The organism is Mucilaginibacter gilvus, assembly GCF_004054195.1.
In the GTDB taxonomy this organism is placed as follows: Bacteria; Bacteroidota; Bacteroidia; order Sphingobacteriales; family Sphingobacteriaceae; genus Mucilaginibacter; species Mucilaginibacter gilvus.
Genome location: NZ_SBIW01000008.1, coordinates 167,425 through 184,081, shown reverse-complemented (window position 1 = coordinate 184,081; position 16,657 = coordinate 167,425). Strand labels below are relative to the sequence as shown.

General features: G+C 44.0%; 15 protein-coding genes. 12 read left to right on the top strand and 3 right to left on the bottom strand.

Features of this window, described 5'->3' with window-relative positions; all coding sequences use genetic code 11:
- The first annotated feature begins 63 nt into the window (after positions 1-63).
- From EPL05_RS17610 to EPL05_RS17560, 11 genes are all read left to right on the top strand, one after another.
- The gene (locus tag EPL05_RS17610) at positions 64-1,050 is read left to right on the top strand and encodes a DUF6427 family protein (protein WP_128535301.1); all 987 of its coding nucleotides are present in this window, start codon (positions 64-66) and stop codon (positions 1,048-1,050) included.
- 45 nt (positions 1,051-1,095) lie between these two features.
- Positions 1,096-1,788: a phosphoribosylformylglycinamidine synthase subunit PurQ gene (gene purQ / locus EPL05_RS17605; RefSeq protein WP_128535300.1), complete on the top strand. Its 693-nt coding sequence runs from the start codon at positions 1,096-1,098 to the stop codon at positions 1,786-1,788.
- Entirely contained in the window at positions 1,789-2,532 is a 744-nt protein-coding gene (locus EPL05_RS17600; RefSeq protein WP_128535299.1) for a type III pantothenate kinase, read from the top strand.
- A complete protein-coding gene (locus tag EPL05_RS17595) occupies positions 2,525-3,841 on the top strand; it encodes a hypothetical protein (protein WP_128535298.1) in 1,317 nt (438 codons plus the stop codon). Before EPL05_RS17600 ends, EPL05_RS17595 begins: the two co-directional genes overlap by 8 nt.
- Positions 3,834-4,427: an LPS export ABC transporter periplasmic protein LptC gene (gene lptC / locus EPL05_RS17590; protein ID WP_128535297.1), complete on the top strand. Its 594-nt coding sequence runs from the start codon at positions 3,834-3,836 to the stop codon at positions 4,425-4,427. The genes EPL05_RS17595 and lptC overlap by 8 nt, the downstream gene beginning before the upstream one ends.
- Before the next feature lie 99 nt (positions 4,428-4,526).
- Positions 4,527-6,635 carry a peptidylprolyl isomerase gene (locus tag EPL05_RS17585; protein ID WP_128535296.1) on the top strand — a complete coding sequence of 703 codons (2,109 nt, stop codon included), beginning with the start codon at positions 4,527-4,529 and terminating at the stop codon, positions 6,633-6,635.
- An 81-nt stretch (positions 6,636-6,716) separates the two neighbouring features.
- Positions 6,717-7,232, top strand: a complete 516-nt coding sequence (locus EPL05_RS17580; protein WP_128535295.1) for a DUF2480 family protein — start codon at positions 6,717-6,719, stop codon at positions 7,230-7,232.
- Positions 7,233-7,276: 44 nt separating this feature from the next.
- Entirely contained in the window at positions 7,277-8,053 is a 777-nt protein-coding gene (locus EPL05_RS17575; protein ID WP_128535294.1) for a DUF3108 domain-containing protein, read from the top strand.
- Between the two features lie 2 nt (positions 8,054-8,055).
- Entirely contained in the window at positions 8,056-8,619 is a 564-nt protein-coding gene (locus tag EPL05_RS17570; RefSeq protein ID WP_128535293.1) for a DUF3109 family protein, read from the top strand.
- A 93-nt stretch (positions 8,620-8,712) separates the two neighbouring features.
- On the top strand, positions 8,713-9,849 hold the full coding sequence (gmd, locus tag EPL05_RS17565) for a GDP-mannose 4,6-dehydratase (protein ID WP_128535292.1): 1,137 nt from the start codon (positions 8,713-8,715) through the stop codon (positions 9,847-9,849).
- Positions 9,850-9,872: 23 nt separating this feature from the next.
- Entirely contained in the window at positions 9,873-11,480 is a 1,608-nt protein-coding gene (locus EPL05_RS17560) for a gliding motility protein RemB (protein WP_128535291.1), read from the top strand.
- 194 nt (positions 11,481-11,674) lie between these two features.
- Here EPL05_RS17560 and EPL05_RS17555 read toward each other — a convergent pair whose 3' ends face one another.
- Positions 11,675-12,163: a hypothetical protein gene (locus tag EPL05_RS17555; RefSeq protein WP_128535290.1), complete on the bottom strand. Its 489-nt coding sequence runs from the start codon at positions 12,161-12,163 to the stop codon at positions 11,675-11,677.
- Positions 12,160-13,494, bottom strand: coding sequence for a tRNA lysidine(34) synthetase TilS (gene tilS, locus EPL05_RS17550; RefSeq protein WP_128535289.1), 1,335 nt, complete (start codon positions 13,492-13,494; stop codon positions 12,160-12,162). Before tilS ends, EPL05_RS17555 begins: the two co-directional genes overlap by 4 nt.
- A gap of 51 nt (positions 13,495-13,545) precedes the next feature.
- Between tilS and EPL05_RS17545 the strand changes: the two genes are divergently transcribed.
- Complete coding sequence (locus EPL05_RS17545) at positions 13,546-16,071, top strand: OstA-like protein (RefSeq protein ID WP_166727737.1); 2,526 nt, start codon at positions 13,546-13,548, stop codon at positions 16,069-16,071.
- On the opposite strand, the gene rdgB is transcribed toward EPL05_RS17545, so the two are convergent.
- Positions 16,072-16,656: an RdgB/HAM1 family non-canonical purine NTP pyrophosphatase gene (gene rdgB / locus EPL05_RS17540; RefSeq protein ID WP_128535287.1), complete on the bottom strand. Its 585-nt coding sequence runs from the start codon at positions 16,654-16,656 to the stop codon at positions 16,072-16,074. It lies immediately after the preceding gene.
- Between the last annotated feature and the right edge of the window lies 1 nt (position 16,657).

Below are 16,657 nucleotides of genomic sequence, written 5' to 3'. Positions count from 1 at the left end.
AACATTCGAAATTCGACATCCCATGCGTTTTTCTGCTAATTTTGCCGCAACACGCAAGCCGCTATGGTCAATTTTTTTAAGGTTTATAATCCGCTTAATGTTTTGTGGCTTGCCATTTTACTTTTCGCGCTGCGTATTGGGTACATTTTGCAGGTGCCCGATAAGTTGGAGTTTACCTTCGTGGAGCCTTTCGCCCGTCTGTTGGTGCCCGTAGTATACGAATACGTCTTCTCGCCCGGCATGAACATGTTTTTGGCAGGGGTATTGGTTTTAGGGCAGGCGGTATTGGTAAATTACCTGGTAAACCGTTATAACCTGCTAAGCAAACCCACCTTTTTGCCAGCGTTAATGTATGTTACATTAACGGCCTTGTTCACCCCGTTTATGGTGCTGAGCGCCCCCCTTATCTGCAATTTTTTGTTGATATGGATGCTGTTTAAACTCCTCAGTTTTTATAAAAGCGATGATGCCAAATCCATCGCCTACGACCTGGGCATGATTGTGGCGGTTGGCTCGCTTATTTATTTCCCTTTTATATTCTTGTTTTTAGCCATTTGGATAGCCCTTGCAATATTCAAGCCCTTTAACTGGCGCGAGTGGGTTTCGGGCATATTGGGTTATGTAACCGTTTTCTTTTTTTTAGCGGTGTTTTATTACCTCAACGGCAGGCTGGGCCGGTTTTATGATATCTGGGCACCACTCGGTTCAAAGTTCCCCAACAGCATCCATATCGAATACCTGGATTTCCTCGTGCTCATCCCGGTAATTATCATCATAGCGCTTTATTTTGTTAAACTACAGCAAAACTTCTACAAAAGTTACGTGCAGGTGCGCAAATCGTTCCAGTTATTATTTATCATGTTTTTAATAACAGGGCTGTCGTTTTATGTGCGTGCGCCGTTTAATATTAACCACTTTATATTGTGTGCTGTACCCGCAGCAGTGTTTTTCAGCTATTATTTTGTGAACGCCACCACCAAATGGTTTTACGAAAGTTTGTATTTATTGCTGCTTATCAGCATAATATATTTCCAGTTTAACACTTTTTAACTTTTACATTCGTTCAAATTTCGGCTTATGTATTAGTTTTGTAGCATGAAATTTGGCGTAGTAATATTTCCCGGCTCCAATTGTGATGAAGATATCATCCACGTTTTGCAAAATGTAATGGGCCAGCAGGTGGTTAGGTTGTGGCATAAAGACCACGATCTGCAAGGTGCAGAGTTTATTGTTTTGCCAGGCGGCTTCTCCTTTGGCGACTACCTCCGCTCTGGCGCAATAGCTCGCTTCTCGCCTATTATGCAAGAGGTTATACAATTTGCCGCTAAAGGTGGTAAAGTGTTGGGCATCTGCAACGGTTTCCAGATCCTGGCCGAAGCAGGGCTGTTACCAGGCGCGTTACTGCACAACAAAAACCGTAAATTCATTTGCCGCAACATTTATTTAAAACCGCAAACGGCAAATTCATTGGTTACTCGCCAATTGGATCTTGAGCGTGCTTTAAAGATCCCTATCGCCCATGGCGAAGGCAATTATTTTGCCGATGCCGACGTATTAAAGGCTATAAATGATAAAGACCAGGTACTTTTCCGCTATTGCGACGAGGCCGGTAACATCACCGACGAAAGCAACCCTAATGGCTCGATACAGAATATTGCAGGCGTTTGTAATGCCGAACGTAACGTGTTTGGCTTTATGCCTCACCCGGAGCGTGCATCGGAATCATTGGTTGGTAACGAGGATGGGCTGGCGATATTTGAATCGATATTAGCGCTGGCGAAGGCCTAAATGACCAGCCTGGTTATTGATATTGGCAACACCCTCACCAAGATCGCCGTTTTTAGCGATAACGACTTGCTACAGGTGCAGCAATACCAGCAACCAGGTGCAGATGAGATAAATAGCCTGCTGGGTAAATACCGGGTAGAAAAAGTGATATCCTCGTCAGTAAAAAAAGAAAAAGAGCCCTGGCAACTAATGCTCGAGGATAAATTTACGGTTGTACATTTTAACAGCAGTATTGCCAGCGGTATAAACAACCATTATAAAACACCAAAAACACTTGGGCCGGATAGGCTGGCAGCCGTAATAGGCGCAAACCACCTATACCCGCAAGCAAACAACATGATCATAGGTGGGGGCACCACCATTACTTACGATTATGTGGATGCCGGGGCAAATTATTTTGGCGGCAGCATATCACCGGGTTTAAAAATGCGTTATAAAGCCTTAAATTATTATACCGGCGCGCTGCCGATAATTGAGGTTGATGAAGATTTCAATAGCGCGTATGGCGACGATACTGCATCGGCCATTACATCGGGGGTACAAAACGGCATAAAACACGAGCTTACGGGCTTTATAGAAGCTTACATAAAAACACAAAAAGCGTACAATATCATACTACACGGGGGCGATAGTATTTTTTTTGATACGCTGTTAAAAAATAGCATCTTTGCCCCCTATATAAAAAATGAGCCTTACCTGGTTCTAAAAGGTTTAAACGCAGCTATACAAAAGCATAATGATTAGATATATAAGGTTCGTACTAATACTTTCTCTGGCCGCCACCGCATTGGGCGCAAACGCGCAATCTACTGCAACTACAAGTTCCCCGTATTCGCGATATGGCCTTGGCGACCTTAGCCCTACCGTTTTACCTCAACAAGCGGCAATGGGTGGTATTGGTGCCGCTATCAACAAAATAAACAGTTACAACTACATTAACTTTTTAAACCCGGCAGCATATTCGTCTATCAACTATACGGTTATCGATGCTGGTATTTCAAGCAATATCAATACCCTAAGCAAAAGCGGCGCAAGCAACCAAACCAATGCAAGCTTCAGACTTAGCCACGTGGCTTTCGGTATCCCTTTGTCAAAAAGATCGGCACTTAGCTTTGGCTTATTGCCTTATACCGAACTGGGCTACAATTACCGCCAGTCGAAAGCCAACTTTGGTACCAGCTTACCGGCAGATACCAACGCCGTAAACTACTTATACAGCGGTGATGGTGGTTTATCAAAAGCATATATAGGTTATGGTGTACGTATAGGCAACCACTTTTCGGTAGGTGCCAATGCTTCATACATATTTGGCAACTTAAAAGAAACACAATCTACCGAGGTTCCTAATTTATTTGGCACCTTAAACTCAAGGGTTGAAGAGAGCAACAGCATCCACGGCCTTACTTACGATTACGGCGCACAATACAGCTTTGATTTCTCTGCCAGAAAACACCTTGTATTTGGTTATTCTGCTTCTACAAGCTCAAAACTTACCACCCAAAACAGCTATATTGTAAGCAGTTACTTTACCGAAAGTGGCGATGAAGGTGTTGCCACAGATAGCCTGATAAATCGTAAGGATGCCAAGGCGAAAATAAACCTGCCGCAGATACACCACTTTGGTGTGAGCTACCAATACGACGGCAAGTATTTAATTGGTGCCGATTACAGCATTGGCAACTGGAGCGACCTTACCGTTGCCGGCGTAAACAAAGGCCTGCAAAACAGCAAAACATTTAATGTTGGCGGGCAAATAACCCCAAACATGAATTCGCTATCCAGTTATTTTGCACGTGTTGACTACCGCTTTGGGGTGATATATGATCAAACTTACCTTTACGTAAATAATACAAATATCAAACGATACGCGGCCACCTTTGGATTGGGCCTGCCGTTGCCACGTAACAATACCGCGTTTTATAAAATAAACCTTGCCGCAGAATACGGCAAACGCGGTACTTTAACCAACGGGCTGGTAAAAGAGAACTACATAAACCTGCACCTCTCCTTCACGCTAAACGACCTTTGGTTTGTGAAGTATAAATATGATTAATAAGCCCCCTATGTTTACCAGGCTGCTATTGGGGAAGGTTTGGCTAACTGCAATATGCGTGGTTATGCTTTTTAGCGCCTGCGAAAACGACATCAATAAAATAAAGGCCATTGCTGCTGCCGACGCTACCAAGCCCATACAGCGTACTACTGATCTTGATGTGATCTTCAGCGATTCGGCACAGGTGAAATTCCGCCTAACCTCGCCGCTTTATATCGAATACAAAGTAGAAAAACCGTATGGCATACTGCCCAACGGCGTAAAGATCGTTTTTTTAGATAAGGACGCTAAAGAGGCGGGCAACATCGTTGCCGACTCGGCCTCGATGCATGATGATAATAAGTTTATTGAATTTCATAAAAATGTTGTAGCTACAAATTCAGAAGGTACCATATACAAATCCGACGAATTGATATGGGATCAAAAGAAAAAGACCTACTCCTCCAATAAACCGGTTGAGATGACAAAAATTGGCGGCGATGTGATGAGAGGCACAAGCTTTAGCAGCGACGACAAGCTACAGCACCCTATCTTTCAAAATTCCACAGCAATTATTCACGTTAATGGCGATGGTTTTTCGCAATAGGCATTCAAATTCATAACACAAAAATTTGTGTTATAGAATTTTAGTAAAAGTTGTATCTTGCGCCTCTTTTTGAGAAATATAAAATAGATATAGAGTTATATGGGTATCATGGGTTATTTGCGGGACCGGATGGGAACAATCCTTGCAATTTTTATTGGTTTTGCATTGCTTGCGTTTGTAGCAGGCGAAGTTATTAAGTCTGGCAGTTCTATTTTTAAGGACAATGCCAGCGAAATTGGAGAAATTAACGGCTCTGCCGTTAGCTACAAAGAATTTAACGACAGGTTAGATCTTTCCACCGCGCAGTTTAAACAACAATCTGGCCAAAGCATTTCGCCACAGATCACCAGCTACTTACAGGAAACTACCTGGAACCAGTTTTTGACCGACAGGCTGCTTGGTAAAGAAATTGAAAAGTTAGGTATCACCGTTGGTGACGCCGAAACTCAGAACATGGTGAGCGGCGCTAACCCCGATCCGCAGATAGCACGCCAGTTTACCGATCCGCAAACCGGCCAGTTCGATAGATCAAAACTTAACCAGTTTTTGCAATACCTGCAAAGCCCTAAGGCTGATACTGCCCAGTTATCATCATGGAGAACCTTCCTTACCGAATTAATTAAGGATAAAAAAAGGCAAAAATACATGGCTTTGGTTGGTACCGGTTTATACGTAAACACGCTTGACGCGCAAGACGATTACCAGGCTAAAAACAAGCTTGCTAATTTTAAGTATACCGTACTTGATTATGCTTCGATACCTGATAGCAAAGTAACCTTAACAGATGATGATTATAGCGCGTACTACAACGAGCATAAATCGGAGTTTAAAAACAAACAGGAACTACGCAGCTTTGATTACGTAAGCTTTAACGCCGCACCTTCTAAAGAAGATAGCCTTGGTATAAAAACACAGGTTGATAAACTTGCAGCAGATTTTAAAGCATCAACAAACGATTCTTTATTCGTGCAGATCAACTCAGAAACAAAAACACCAATTACCTATCTTAAAAAAGGCCAGTTAGAGCCTAAATTAGATTCGGTAATGTTCAGCGCGGCACCTGGTTTTGTTTACGGCCCGTACTTATCTGGCACCAACTATAAAATAGCAAAGCTGATTAGTGCAAGAGTAGAGCCGGATTCAGTTAAAGCACGCCATATATTATTAAACCCGGCTACTGAAGGCGGTATTGATAAAGCGATTGCTAAAGCAGATTCGATTAAAAAACTGATCATAGGCGGCAAATCATTTGCCGATCTGGCCAACAGCTTCTCTACAGATAAAGCCGCTAACCAAAAAGGTGGCGATTTGGGTACATTTGCCCGTGGCACCATGATCCCTGCTTTTGACGACATAATTTTTGCTGCCAAAAAAGGCGACATTAAAATTTTCACCACGCAATTTGGTGTTCACCTGGTAGAAATACTCAACGAAACAGGCTCATCTAAAGTAGTGAAGGTTGCCCAGGTTGATAAACTATTAGAAGCAACCCAAAAAACACAAAATGAAGTTTATAACAAAGCGCAGGCTTTCCTGGGTACGTTAACAAAAGATAACTTTGAGGCACAGGCTAAAAAGGCAGGGCTTGTTGTAAAAAAAGCCGATGATGTAAACGGCACGGCTGCAGTATTGCCTGGCCTTGATAATGCCCGTGCACTAATCAAATGGGCGTTTAAAGCAGAAAAAGGTGATTTCTCTGAAGAGGTTTACCCTATTGGCGATCAATACGTAATTGGCAGCCTTACACAAATTAAACCAATTGGTTACTTAAGCCTTGATGCTGTTAAAAAACAAATAGAGCCTGCCGTTAGGGTAATTGCTAAAGGCAAGCAACTTGCAGAGAAATTGCAGACAGCTTTAAATGGCGCTTCATCTATCGATCAGGCTGCCCAAAAAGCAGGCAGCAAAGTGGTACCGGTACAAAACGTTGTATTCGCCAACCCGGTAATACCAGCTTCGGGCCCCGAGTATAAAGTTATTGGTGCTATTTTTGGTGCGCAGCCAAACAAATTATCAAAACCAATTGCAGGTGCGCAAGGTGTTTACATCTATACACTTGATAGCTTTGTAAACCCGGCCGCATTAACAAATGCGATCAGGGAGAAACAAACATTAGGCCAGGCGCTTACACAGCGTGCCGACGGACAGGTGCTTGAAGCCCTGAAAGATAAGGCCAATGTAAAAGATAACCGCGCAAAGTTCTTATAATCTAAATTTAAAGTAATTTTACAACCGGTAATAGCGTTATAGCTGTTGCCGGTTTTTTGTTTTATAAATATTGGCCCTATAATGGAAATACAGGAAAATATAATTAATAAAGTTGCGCAAAGCGGGCTGGTTACGCTGGACCCCGCCCAATTTTATCCGGCAGGAGAACGCGTTGTTTATGATATAAAGGATAATTTATTCCACGGCTTAATGCTGCGCGAAAAAGATTTCCGCGAGTTTGTAAAGAGGCACGATTGGGCGCACTACCAGGATAAGTTTATTGCCGTAACCTGCAGCGCCGATGCCATTGTGCCAGCTTGGGCCTACATGTTGCTGGCCAACCGCCTTGCACCTTATGCCAGAGAGGTAGTTTTTGGCGATGCGGAAGTTTTAGAGACCGTGTTGTTTGTAAAGCAGATAGCAACAATGGATGTGGAGCAATACCGCGACCAGCGCCTGGTTATAAAGGGCTGCGGCGATACGCCTGTACCTGTATCTGCTTATGTGGAGTTAACAAAAAAACTTACGCCTGTTGCTAAAAGCCTGATGTTTGGCGAGCCGTGTTCTACCGTACCCATATATAAACGCCGCGATTAAACCGTTTGGCCTTAATACGGTCTATGAGGTTCCATATCAATTAAATGAAGAAATATTATTTAGCTTTTTTATTACTCATCTGCCTGCCAAGGGTGTACGGCCAGGAAGCCTCTAAAACCGATGCGGTGGTTTTTCAGGCCGGTGAGCAGATCACCTATAAGTTAAGATACGGCATTTTCACAGCGGCGGAGGCCATCATAAAAACCGAGAACAGCACTCAAAAATTTGATGGAAAGCCCGCTTTGCGCATCCACGCTATAGCAAATACCGCTGGCACTTTCAACCTGCTGTTTAAAGTGCGTAACCAATACCAAACATTTATTAACCCAACTACCCTATTACCTTACTACTACTCGGAAGAAAGAAAAGAAGGGGGCTACAAGCATAACGATAAGGTGATATTTGACAGGGATAAGAATATCATTACAGCCAATAGTGGCACCTATCCTTTTACAGGGAACGTATTTGATTTCTTATCTGCCTATTACTTTGCCCGTAATGTAGATATATCCGGGCTCAGGATCAATGACAAACTCGATCTGAGGTATTTCCTCGAAGATGGTGTACACACGCTCACGATCACTTATTTAGGCAAGGAACAGATAAAATGCGGGCTGGGTACCTTTAATTGTCTAAAATTCAGTCCAACTATTATTCCCGGGCGCATCTTCCGCAAAAATAGTAAGCTATATTTGTGGATCACCGATGATAAGAACCGCATCCCCGTAAAAGCGCATGTGGAACTGGTAGTAGGTAGCCTGGTGATGGACCTTACCCAGGCCAGCGGGCTTAAATATGCTTTAAATCCGGTAAAAAAATAATTATGATAGAAGTAGGGAGTGTTTTACTGCACGAAGATGTAGTAAAAGAGAATTTTGTATGTAACCTTAACAAGTGCAAGGGTGCATGTTGCTTAGAGGGCGATTCGGGCGCGCCGTTGAATTACGATGAACTGGATGTACTTGACGAGATATACCCAAAAGTAAAACCCTTTATGACCGCTAAGGGAATTGCCACGGTAGAAGAGGTTGGAACCTATGTAACCGATTTTGAGGGCGACTATACGACCCCTTGTGTTGATACTAATAAAGAATGTGCTTATGTAACCTGGGACAACGGCATCACCAAATGCGCTATAGAAAAAGCGTACGAGCATGGCGCAATAACCTGGCAAAAACCAATATCCTGCCACTTATACCCCATCCGTATTACTACCTACCCCGAGTTTGATGTTTTAAATTATGACCGCTGGAGCATTTGCAGCCCTGCATGTAGCTTTGGCAACGAGTTGAAGGTATCGGTACACCAGTTTTTAAAGGGTCCCCTGATCCGCAAATACGGCGAAGAATGGTACCGCGAACTGGAAGATACCGTTGCCGGAATTTAAAATATAAGCAGGTTTGTATACCAGCTTATACCAGCGTTTTCGATTATTTTGGTAATATTGCAATTAGATAATTGCTTAGCCTAATATTCGTTAATGAAAAAAGCTTTAATTACAGGTATAACAGGTCAGGATGGTGCCTATTTAGCTGAATTTTTGCTAAAAAAGGGGTATGAGGTACATGGCATTAAACGCAGGTCATCATCTTTTAATACGGATAGAATTGACCATCTATACCACGATCCACATGAACAGGGAGTTAAACTGCACCTCCATTACGGCGACCTGACAGATTCTACTAACCTGATCAGGCTGATACAAGAAACCCAACCCGACGAAATTTATAACCTTGGCGCGCAAAGCCATGTTAAAGTAAGCTTTGATACTCCGGAGTACACTGCCAATGCCGATGGTGTAGGCGTTTTGCGCATCCTGGAAGCGATAAGGCTGTTAGGTCTCACCAAAAAAACACGTATTTACCAGGCATCCACATCCGAGTTGTATGGTTTGGTGCAGGCCGTTCCGCAAAGCGAAAGCACGCCATTTTACCCGCGTTCGCCGTATGCCGTAGCTAAGTTATACGGCTATTGGATAATTGTTAACTACCGCGAAGCTTATGGCATGTACGCCTGCAACGGTATCTTATTTAACCACGAGAGCCCTATACGCGGGGAAACTTTTGTTACCCGTAAAATTACGCGTGCGGTTGCAAAAATAGCCTTAGGGTTACAAACCTGCTTGTATGTGGGCAACCTTTCCGCACAGCGCGACTGGGGCCACGCTAAAGATTATATAGTTGCCATGTGGCTTATGCTACAGCAGGACCAAGCCGAGGATTTTGTAATTGCTACCGGGGTAACTACCACCGTAAGGGAATTTATTAAAATGTCGTTCCTGGAGTTGGGCATCGAAATTGAATTTAGCGGTAAAGACGAATACGAAAAAGGCGTTATTATAGATATAGACCAGGCGAGAGTAACCGAATTAGTGCTTAATTTGGATGCCTTGCATTTCGGCCAAACTGTTGTAAAGGTGGATCCCCAATATTTTAGGCCCACCGAGGTGGAACTTTTAATAGGCGACCCTTCCAAAGCAAAAACACAATTGGGTTGGGAACCGAAGTACGACCTGCAGGCATTGGTTACAGATATGGTTCAGGCAGACCTGAACCTGGCCAAACAAGATGAGCATCTAAAAAAAGGTGGTTATAAAACATTGAATTATTTTGAATAGTACGAATTGATACCCCGGCATATATGAAGAAAATTTTTATCAGCAGTTTTATATTACTGGCTACTATTGGGGTTGCGAAAGCGCAATCTGTATACCAACCCTACAATTACCAGTTTTACCAAAAGCTGAATGCCGATGTGTATTCTACCAAAACCCGGGTACATTCCGCTCTTAAGCCCTTCCTGGCTGATGATTCGTTGCTAAGGGCACGTGTAGATTCCTTATTAAACTATGGCGTTGTAAAAAATGGCGCGTATGCCAAAATTTTCAACGAGCATTTAATTGATTACAAAAGCACAACTTCAACCTTTTACGCCGATCTGTTGCCCGATTTTAACATCGGCCGCGATTTTTCGGGCAAAAAAACCACCCATTACAATTCGCTTGGGCTACAAATTGGCGGTTCGGCCGGTAAAAAGTTCAGCTACAACGTTGCAGGTTATCTAAGTAACGCCAAGTTTCCAGATTACCTCTCCACCTATATTAACCAGGTGGGCATTGTTCCGGGGCAGGCCTATGCACGCCGCTTAGCAAACGACGCGGATGCCTACAACTGGTCGTACATCACGGCTACGGTATCTTACACGCCATTTAAATTCATCAACATAAGCGCCGGGCGCGATAAAACGTTCATCGGAGATGGCTACCGTTCGGTATTGCTGTCTGATAATACATCGCCAGCGCCCTTTTTCAGGGTAACTGCCGATGTAGGCAATGTGAAATACATGGCCATGTGGGCCTTGTTTGAAGATCCCGCCTCAACAAGCGATCACTTTATCGACCGCAAAAAATTCGGTGTATTCCACTACCTCGACTGGAACGTAAGTAACCGTCTTTCCTTTGGATTCTTTGATTCGGTTATCTGGTCTAATACCGATGACTCCGGCCACTCCCGCGGTTTTGATTTCAGCTACATTAACCCCCTTATATTTTTAAGGCCCGTAGAGGCAGCAAATGGTTCGCCCGATAACGCCTTGATTGGCCTTACCAGTAAATTAAAAGTAACAGATGGCCTTACCCTTTACGGCCAGTTTGCACTGGATGAGTTTGAATCGAAAAACTTTTTTCATAACCCGGGCAACTACCGTAATAAATTCGGCTGGCAACTGGGTATCAGAGGCGCAGACCTGTTCGGTGTTAAGAACCTGAACTACCTGGCCGAAACCAATACCGCAAGGCCATACACTTATTCAGAGCGTGCATCGGTAATTAACTATACCGCCAACAGCGAACCGCTTGCACATCCATTTGGTGCCAACTTCCGCGAGTATGTAGCTATGCTTAACTATTCGTACAAACGTTTTGATTTCTCCGGCGAAGCCGATCTGGGGCACTACGGCCTGGATATTAACAACCTTAATTACGGTAAAAACCCTTTCTTAAACTACCAGAACCCGGCCCATGTTGACGGCAACTATATTGGCCAGGGCTTAACCACCAATATGGTTTACCTGCAAGGCAAAGTAGCGTTTTTGCTTAATCCAAAATACAATCTTAGGTTAGAGCTTGGCGGCATTTACCGCACCGAAAAGAACACCGCCTTTAACGATAAAACCAGTATGTTAACCTTCGGCATCCGCAGCTCGTTCCGCGATCTGCATACCGATCTGGCAAGCTTTAAATCGCATTAAGAAATTTGGGGTGTTCAGCTTAACCATGCTTGTTCGCGTTCGGCATGGTGCGCGAACAGCCCGAACAAGCCCGAACAAGCATTATTTTAAACGAATCAATAGTTAAAACACAAAGAGCACTAAGGGTTAAATCTTAGTGCTCTTTGTGTTTTATGTAATCCTATAAAAGCTTGGTGATATTTGCGGTAAAACGCCTACCCCTTCGTCTTCATCTCTTCTTTTATCGCCCTGAGAAATTCGTTGGCATGTTGCGAACCGATGATGTATAGCAGCCCATCCCGATCGGTAAGGTGGATGGCATCATTGCCGGCGGTGTAGAAACGGATAGTGCCTTTAGTGTGGAGGTTGTAAACCGGGTTATTGAACAGGTAGCGGCTGTAAGTGCCCTTCTCGGCCTTTACAATGCTGTTGAGGTCTATTTTTACGCGGCGGGTAGTCCACAGCCCATCCAGCGTAACACTTTTATTGGCTACAATAGTTTTAAAGTGCAATACAAAACCCAGAATGATAGATATGGTGATAATAGAGAAGCCAACTACGGCCAGCAGATCGCCGTTGCGTTCGCGTTCGTCGGTAAAAAAGTACGCGGCAAAACAAAACATAGCTAAAATAAGGCGGATGGTAATTGGTATCCACTCCCGGCCCAGGTACTGTTTTTCGGTAAAATCGGCTTTATCGCTCATAATTTAATCAATTCGAATATAGTAACTTTTTTAGTGTTTTTATCCACTTTATACCTTTCGTCGGGGCGGTAGCCGCCAAGCCATATAATATCGCCATTGGCATTTACCAACACAGGCACTTCACTTTTTTTATGCAGCGGTACTTTCTGGTGGATGAAAAAGTCGCTCAGCTTTTGCCGGGTTTTCATCCCGAGTGGGTAAAAATAATCTCCTTGTTGCCAGGCACGCAATGTTAATGGATAAGTCAGTTTCTCGGCATCAACAGATACCGCCAGTGGATTATCTTTTACAATAAGCGGGCTATCATCATGCAAAACCGTGAGCTTATAATGTTGATAGTTTACAAAATGAGTCCCTTCGTTTATTAAAACCGCGTCGGGTGTATTGGTTTTTTTGGCAGCGATGATCAGTGTGCCTCTGTCAACTACCAGCGTGTGGCTGCCGCTTTCAAAGATCCGCCCGGCATGTTTATCCAGTACGGTCAGCAGGTCATCAACTACGTTATCTATGAACCCGAAAGGCTGCAATAGTTTAAAAAGCAACAGGCGCCGCGGCGATATTTTTTTGATAGCGTTGATAGAAATATGTATTTCGCCCTGGTGCTGCACCAAAATTTCATTTCGTAAGCTTTCAACCCTCTCCTCCAGCAATTGCTCCAGTTCGCGAAAATTGCGCAGATTGTTTTCAAACGTACTTTCCAGCGAAGGGTTCAGTTCTTTAAGTAAAGGGATAACCTGGTGGCGAAGTTTATTGCGGGCATATTTCACCGATGCGTTGGAACTATCCTCCACAAAAGCCAGCCCCTCGGTTCTCACAATTTCCCCTATTTCATCACGCGTTAAAAAAAGCAGTGGCCTCACCAGGTTACCATTTTTTGGCAAAATACCATGCAGCCCGGCTATGCCTGTACCCCGCGTAAGGTTTAACAATATTGTCTCAATCGTATCGTTCTGATGGTGTGCAAGCGCAATGGCTTCGTAACCTGCTGTTTGGCAAAGCTGATTAAACCACCGGTACCTAAGATCCCTCGCCGCCATTTGGATGGATATTTTGTTGTCGGCCGCATAGGTTTTGGTATCGAAATTGGTGGTATGAAAGCTTACACCAAGCTGTGCGGCCAATTGCCGGGTAAATTTCTGGTCGGCATTGGCTTCATCGCCCCGCAGCATAAAGTTGCAATGCGCTATGCCAAAATAATAACCTGCAGACTTGAATAAATGAGCCATTAATACCGAATCTATGCCCCCGCTAACCGCCACCAGTACTTTTGTACCGGGCTGGAATAATGTATTTTGCGCAACAAAATCTATAAAGCGTTTAACAGGAAGCATAAGCCAAAATTATTAATTTAATAACCCCAGCAAAAAACTAATTTTGCCATTGTGATAAAATACGCCTTCAGCCTTTTTTTAATACTAACATCTGTTACGGTACTGGCACAGAAAAAATCTGTAGTGAACCTAATCCGCTCTAAAAGCAGCGAAGGGGTTAAAATAAACGGCAAGGATGTAATAAAGGTTTACCAGGGCACCTTTCAGCAGGATTTTTCAATCATGCGGTCAGACAGTGCTTATTTTTACGCGCAGGATAACGCTTTCGACGCTTTCGGCAATGTGAATATTACCCAGGGCGATACGCTGAATATTTTTGCGGATAAACTGAATTATAATGGTAACACCAAGGTTGCTATCCTTACCGATAATGTAAAAATGGTGGATAAGGATGCCACGCTCACCACCAATTATCTTACCTATAACACGGCAACCCGCATTGGCACCTATACCGGCGGTGGCAAAGTGGTGAATAAAGACAATACGCTCACCAGCAAGAACGGTTACTATTTTGCCTTATCAAGAGATTCATACTTCCGGTATGATGTGGTTTTGGTAACACCCGATGCGCTGATAAAAACCGATACCCTGCGCTACAATACTGGCACACGCATCGCCTTTTTTTATGGGCCTACCAATATTTATGACACCAAGGATAAAAAAGACACCTTGTACACCGAGAATGGGCTGTACAATACCGTGGTGGAGCAGGCATTTTTCGGTAAAAAGAATCTTTATAAATCGGGCACCAAACGGTTGAAGGGCGATAGTTTGTTCTACGATAAAAAAAATGGTTTTGGACGCGCGGTGAAGCACGTGGTATTTACCGATAGCGAACAAAAAACAACCCTGATGGGCGACCTGGCAAATTATTACAAAAGCGAGGAACGCACCGTAGTAACCGAAGACCCCTATGTAATAATTGTTACCGAAGAAAAAGACACCACCAAAAGCGATACCATTGCCGTACCTATAGTAAACGGCAAACCCGAAATCGTGAAAAAAGGCTCGCCTATAATAGCGCCATCATTGGGTACGGTTAAAACCAACTTACGCAATTCGCCGGTGAAGGCACCGCCCTTAACTGCACCAATTAAAACGCCTTTGGGTACGCCGATAGATGCAAAGAACAAACTGAGAGCCGCTACAGATTCCTTAGCGAAACTGGCCAAAGTCGCAAAAGCAGATACATCAATAAAAACAGATAGCCTGGTAAAAGTGAAGAAGCCAGAGAAGATAAAGCGCGATTCTATTTACATTTCTGCAGATACACTGATAACGCAGATGCTTACGTATAAAGATTTGAAGGCTTTGTTTAAAAAACAGCGCCTGGCCGGTATAAGGGACACCTCGTTAAAAGTTAAAGGTGCCGGCCTGGCCACCTCTTCTACAAAAACGCTTTCCAAATTTCTGAGCGCGGTGTCAAAGGGAGTACCCAGAGATAGTTTGATATGGCACCCTTTGCAGTTTGGGCTACCTAAGCCCGAGCCTGTGGCCGTTATCCCGCCAAAGCTGGATAAAAAGGGCAGACCCATTAAAGAGAAGAAAACGCCGACTCTTCCTGTTGTAATTGTTCCGGATAAGTTGGATAAAGATGGCATCCGCATCCCCAAAAAGCCTCAACAAAAAGAGCCCGTTGCCGACCCGGAAGATAACGACCCGGCCTTTATTGTAAAAACCCGGCCTGTAAGCGATACCGCAAGGATCAGGATCATCAGAGCATACCACCACGCCAAGCTGTTTAAATCAGATCTGCAGGCAAAAGCCGATTCGATGTTTTACAGCTACAGCGACTCCACCCTGCGCTGCTTTGTAAACCCGTTGATATGGACCCAAGGCTCGCAGCTATCAGGGGATACCATCACCATGCAAATGCGCAACAAAAAGATGGATAACCTGATGCTGTTCCCATCAGCATTTATTGTGAATATTGAGAAAGACGATTCCCTCACGTTTAACCAGATAGCGGGCAAAAGGATGCGCGGCTTCTTTAAAAACGACAAACTGGATAAGATGTTCATATCGGGCAATGCTGAAAGCATCTATTTCGCTCGCGACAGCACCAAAAAGGTAACCGAGATGCAACGCTCATTAAGCACCCGGATGCGGGTAGTGTTTAAAGACAACGCCGCCTCGGATGTTTTCTTCATTACCAAACCCGACCATCGTTACGGCCCGTTGGTAAAATTCCAGGAAGATGAAAAAATATTGAAAGGCTTTATCTGGAAACCTAAAGAGCGGCCTATCTCCAAGGAATCTATTATTCCCTCTTACACCAAAAAACAACTGGCAAAACAATCTGCGGCTGCTCCCGGCAAAAAAGGTGCTAAAACGCCTTCGATAAAATTGATAAACGGCAAACCTGCCCCTATCGATAGTGCGGCTACCAAATTACCGGCGGGAGGCCTTATTAAAGCAGGAAAGGATTCGCTGAATGTAAAACCGGTGATAAAGGACAAGGCAGATAGCACCATGCTTAAACCAGCATCAGCGCCGGCACCAAGTCCAAAGCGCTATACACCGGTAACCAAGCCAGTGGTAAAACCTAAGGCTGGTTCGGCTGTTAAGAACCCGTAATTAAATCGCCTGTGCGTTTAACAACGCGATAAGCTTTTCTACCGCGATTGCGCGGTGGCTGATGGTGTTCTTTTGCTCCAGGTCCATTTCCGCGAAAGTTATATGATACCCATCGGGCTGAAAGATCGGGTCGTAACCAAATCCATCGGTGCCGCTTATTTCGTGGCGGATAGTACCGTTTATCACACCTTCAAAAAAATATTCCTCTCCATTCCACATCAACGAAATAATGGTACGGAACTGTGCCTCGCGATTACTTAGTCCGGTTAATTTAGAAAGTACTTTATCATTATTGGCTTTGTGATTACCGTGTTCGCCGGCGTAGCGCGCCGAGTAGATTCCCGGTTCGCCGTTGAGGGCATCTATCTCCAGTCCGCTATCATCACCAAAACAGTTAAGCTGGTATTTATCCCATATATAATGGCTTTTGATGGACGCGTTATCTTTAAAGGTTTGGCCGGTTTCGTCTATTTCATCGGTACAGCCAATGTCATCAAGGGTAAGCAAGGTAAGCTGCCCTTTTATTTTGGCAGATACTTCCATGAGCTTATGGCGGTTATTGGTTGCAAAAACTAATTGCTGCATA

What these genes read in the sequence shown, in the direction of transcription:
- EPL05_RS17585 (WP_128535296.1), top strand. Translation starts at nt 4,527, where the DNA reads ATGGGTATCATGGGTTATTTGCGGGACCGGATGGGAACAATCCTTGCA.
- lptC (WP_128535297.1), top strand. Translation starts at nt 3,834, where the DNA reads ATGATTAATAAGCCCCCTATGTTTACCAGGCTGCTATTGGGGAAGGTT.
- gmd (WP_128535292.1), top strand. Translation starts at nt 8,713, where the DNA reads ATGAAAAAAGCTTTAATTACAGGTATAACAGGTCAGGATGGTGCCTAT.
- EPL05_RS17570 (WP_128535293.1), top strand. Translation starts at nt 8,056, where the DNA reads ATGATAGAAGTAGGGAGTGTTTTACTGCACGAAGATGTAGTAAAAGAG.
- purQ (WP_128535300.1), top strand. Translation starts at nt 1,096, where the DNA reads ATGAAATTTGGCGTAGTAATATTTCCCGGCTCCAATTGTGATGAAGAT.
- EPL05_RS17575 (WP_128535294.1), top strand. Translation starts at nt 7,277, where the DNA reads ATGAAGAAATATTATTTAGCTTTTTTATTACTCATCTGCCTGCCAAGG.
- tilS (WP_128535289.1), bottom strand. Translation starts at nt 13,494, where the DNA reads ATGCTTCCTGTTAAACGCTTTATAGATTTTGTTGCGCAAAATACATTA.
- EPL05_RS17600 (WP_128535299.1), top strand. Translation starts at nt 1,789, where the DNA reads ATGACCAGCCTGGTTATTGATATTGGCAACACCCTCACCAAGATCGCC.
- EPL05_RS17595 (WP_128535298.1), top strand. Translation starts at nt 2,525, where the DNA reads ATGATTAGATATATAAGGTTCGTACTAATACTTTCTCTGGCCGCCACC.
- EPL05_RS17560 (WP_128535291.1), top strand. Translation starts at nt 9,873, where the DNA reads ATGAAGAAAATTTTTATCAGCAGTTTTATATTACTGGCTACTATTGGG.
- EPL05_RS17555 (WP_128535290.1), bottom strand. Translation starts at nt 12,163, where the DNA reads ATGAGCGATAAAGCCGATTTTACCGAAAAACAGTACCTGGGCCGGGAG.
- EPL05_RS17610 (WP_128535301.1), top strand. Translation starts at nt 64, where the DNA reads ATGGTCAATTTTTTTAAGGTTTATAATCCGCTTAATGTTTTGTGGCTT.
- EPL05_RS17580 (WP_128535295.1), top strand. Translation starts at nt 6,717, where the DNA reads ATGGAAATACAGGAAAATATAATTAATAAAGTTGCGCAAAGCGGGCTG.
- rdgB (WP_128535287.1), bottom strand. Translation starts at nt 16,656, where the DNA reads ATGCAGCAATTAGTTTTTGCAACCAATAACCGCCATAAGCTCATGGAA.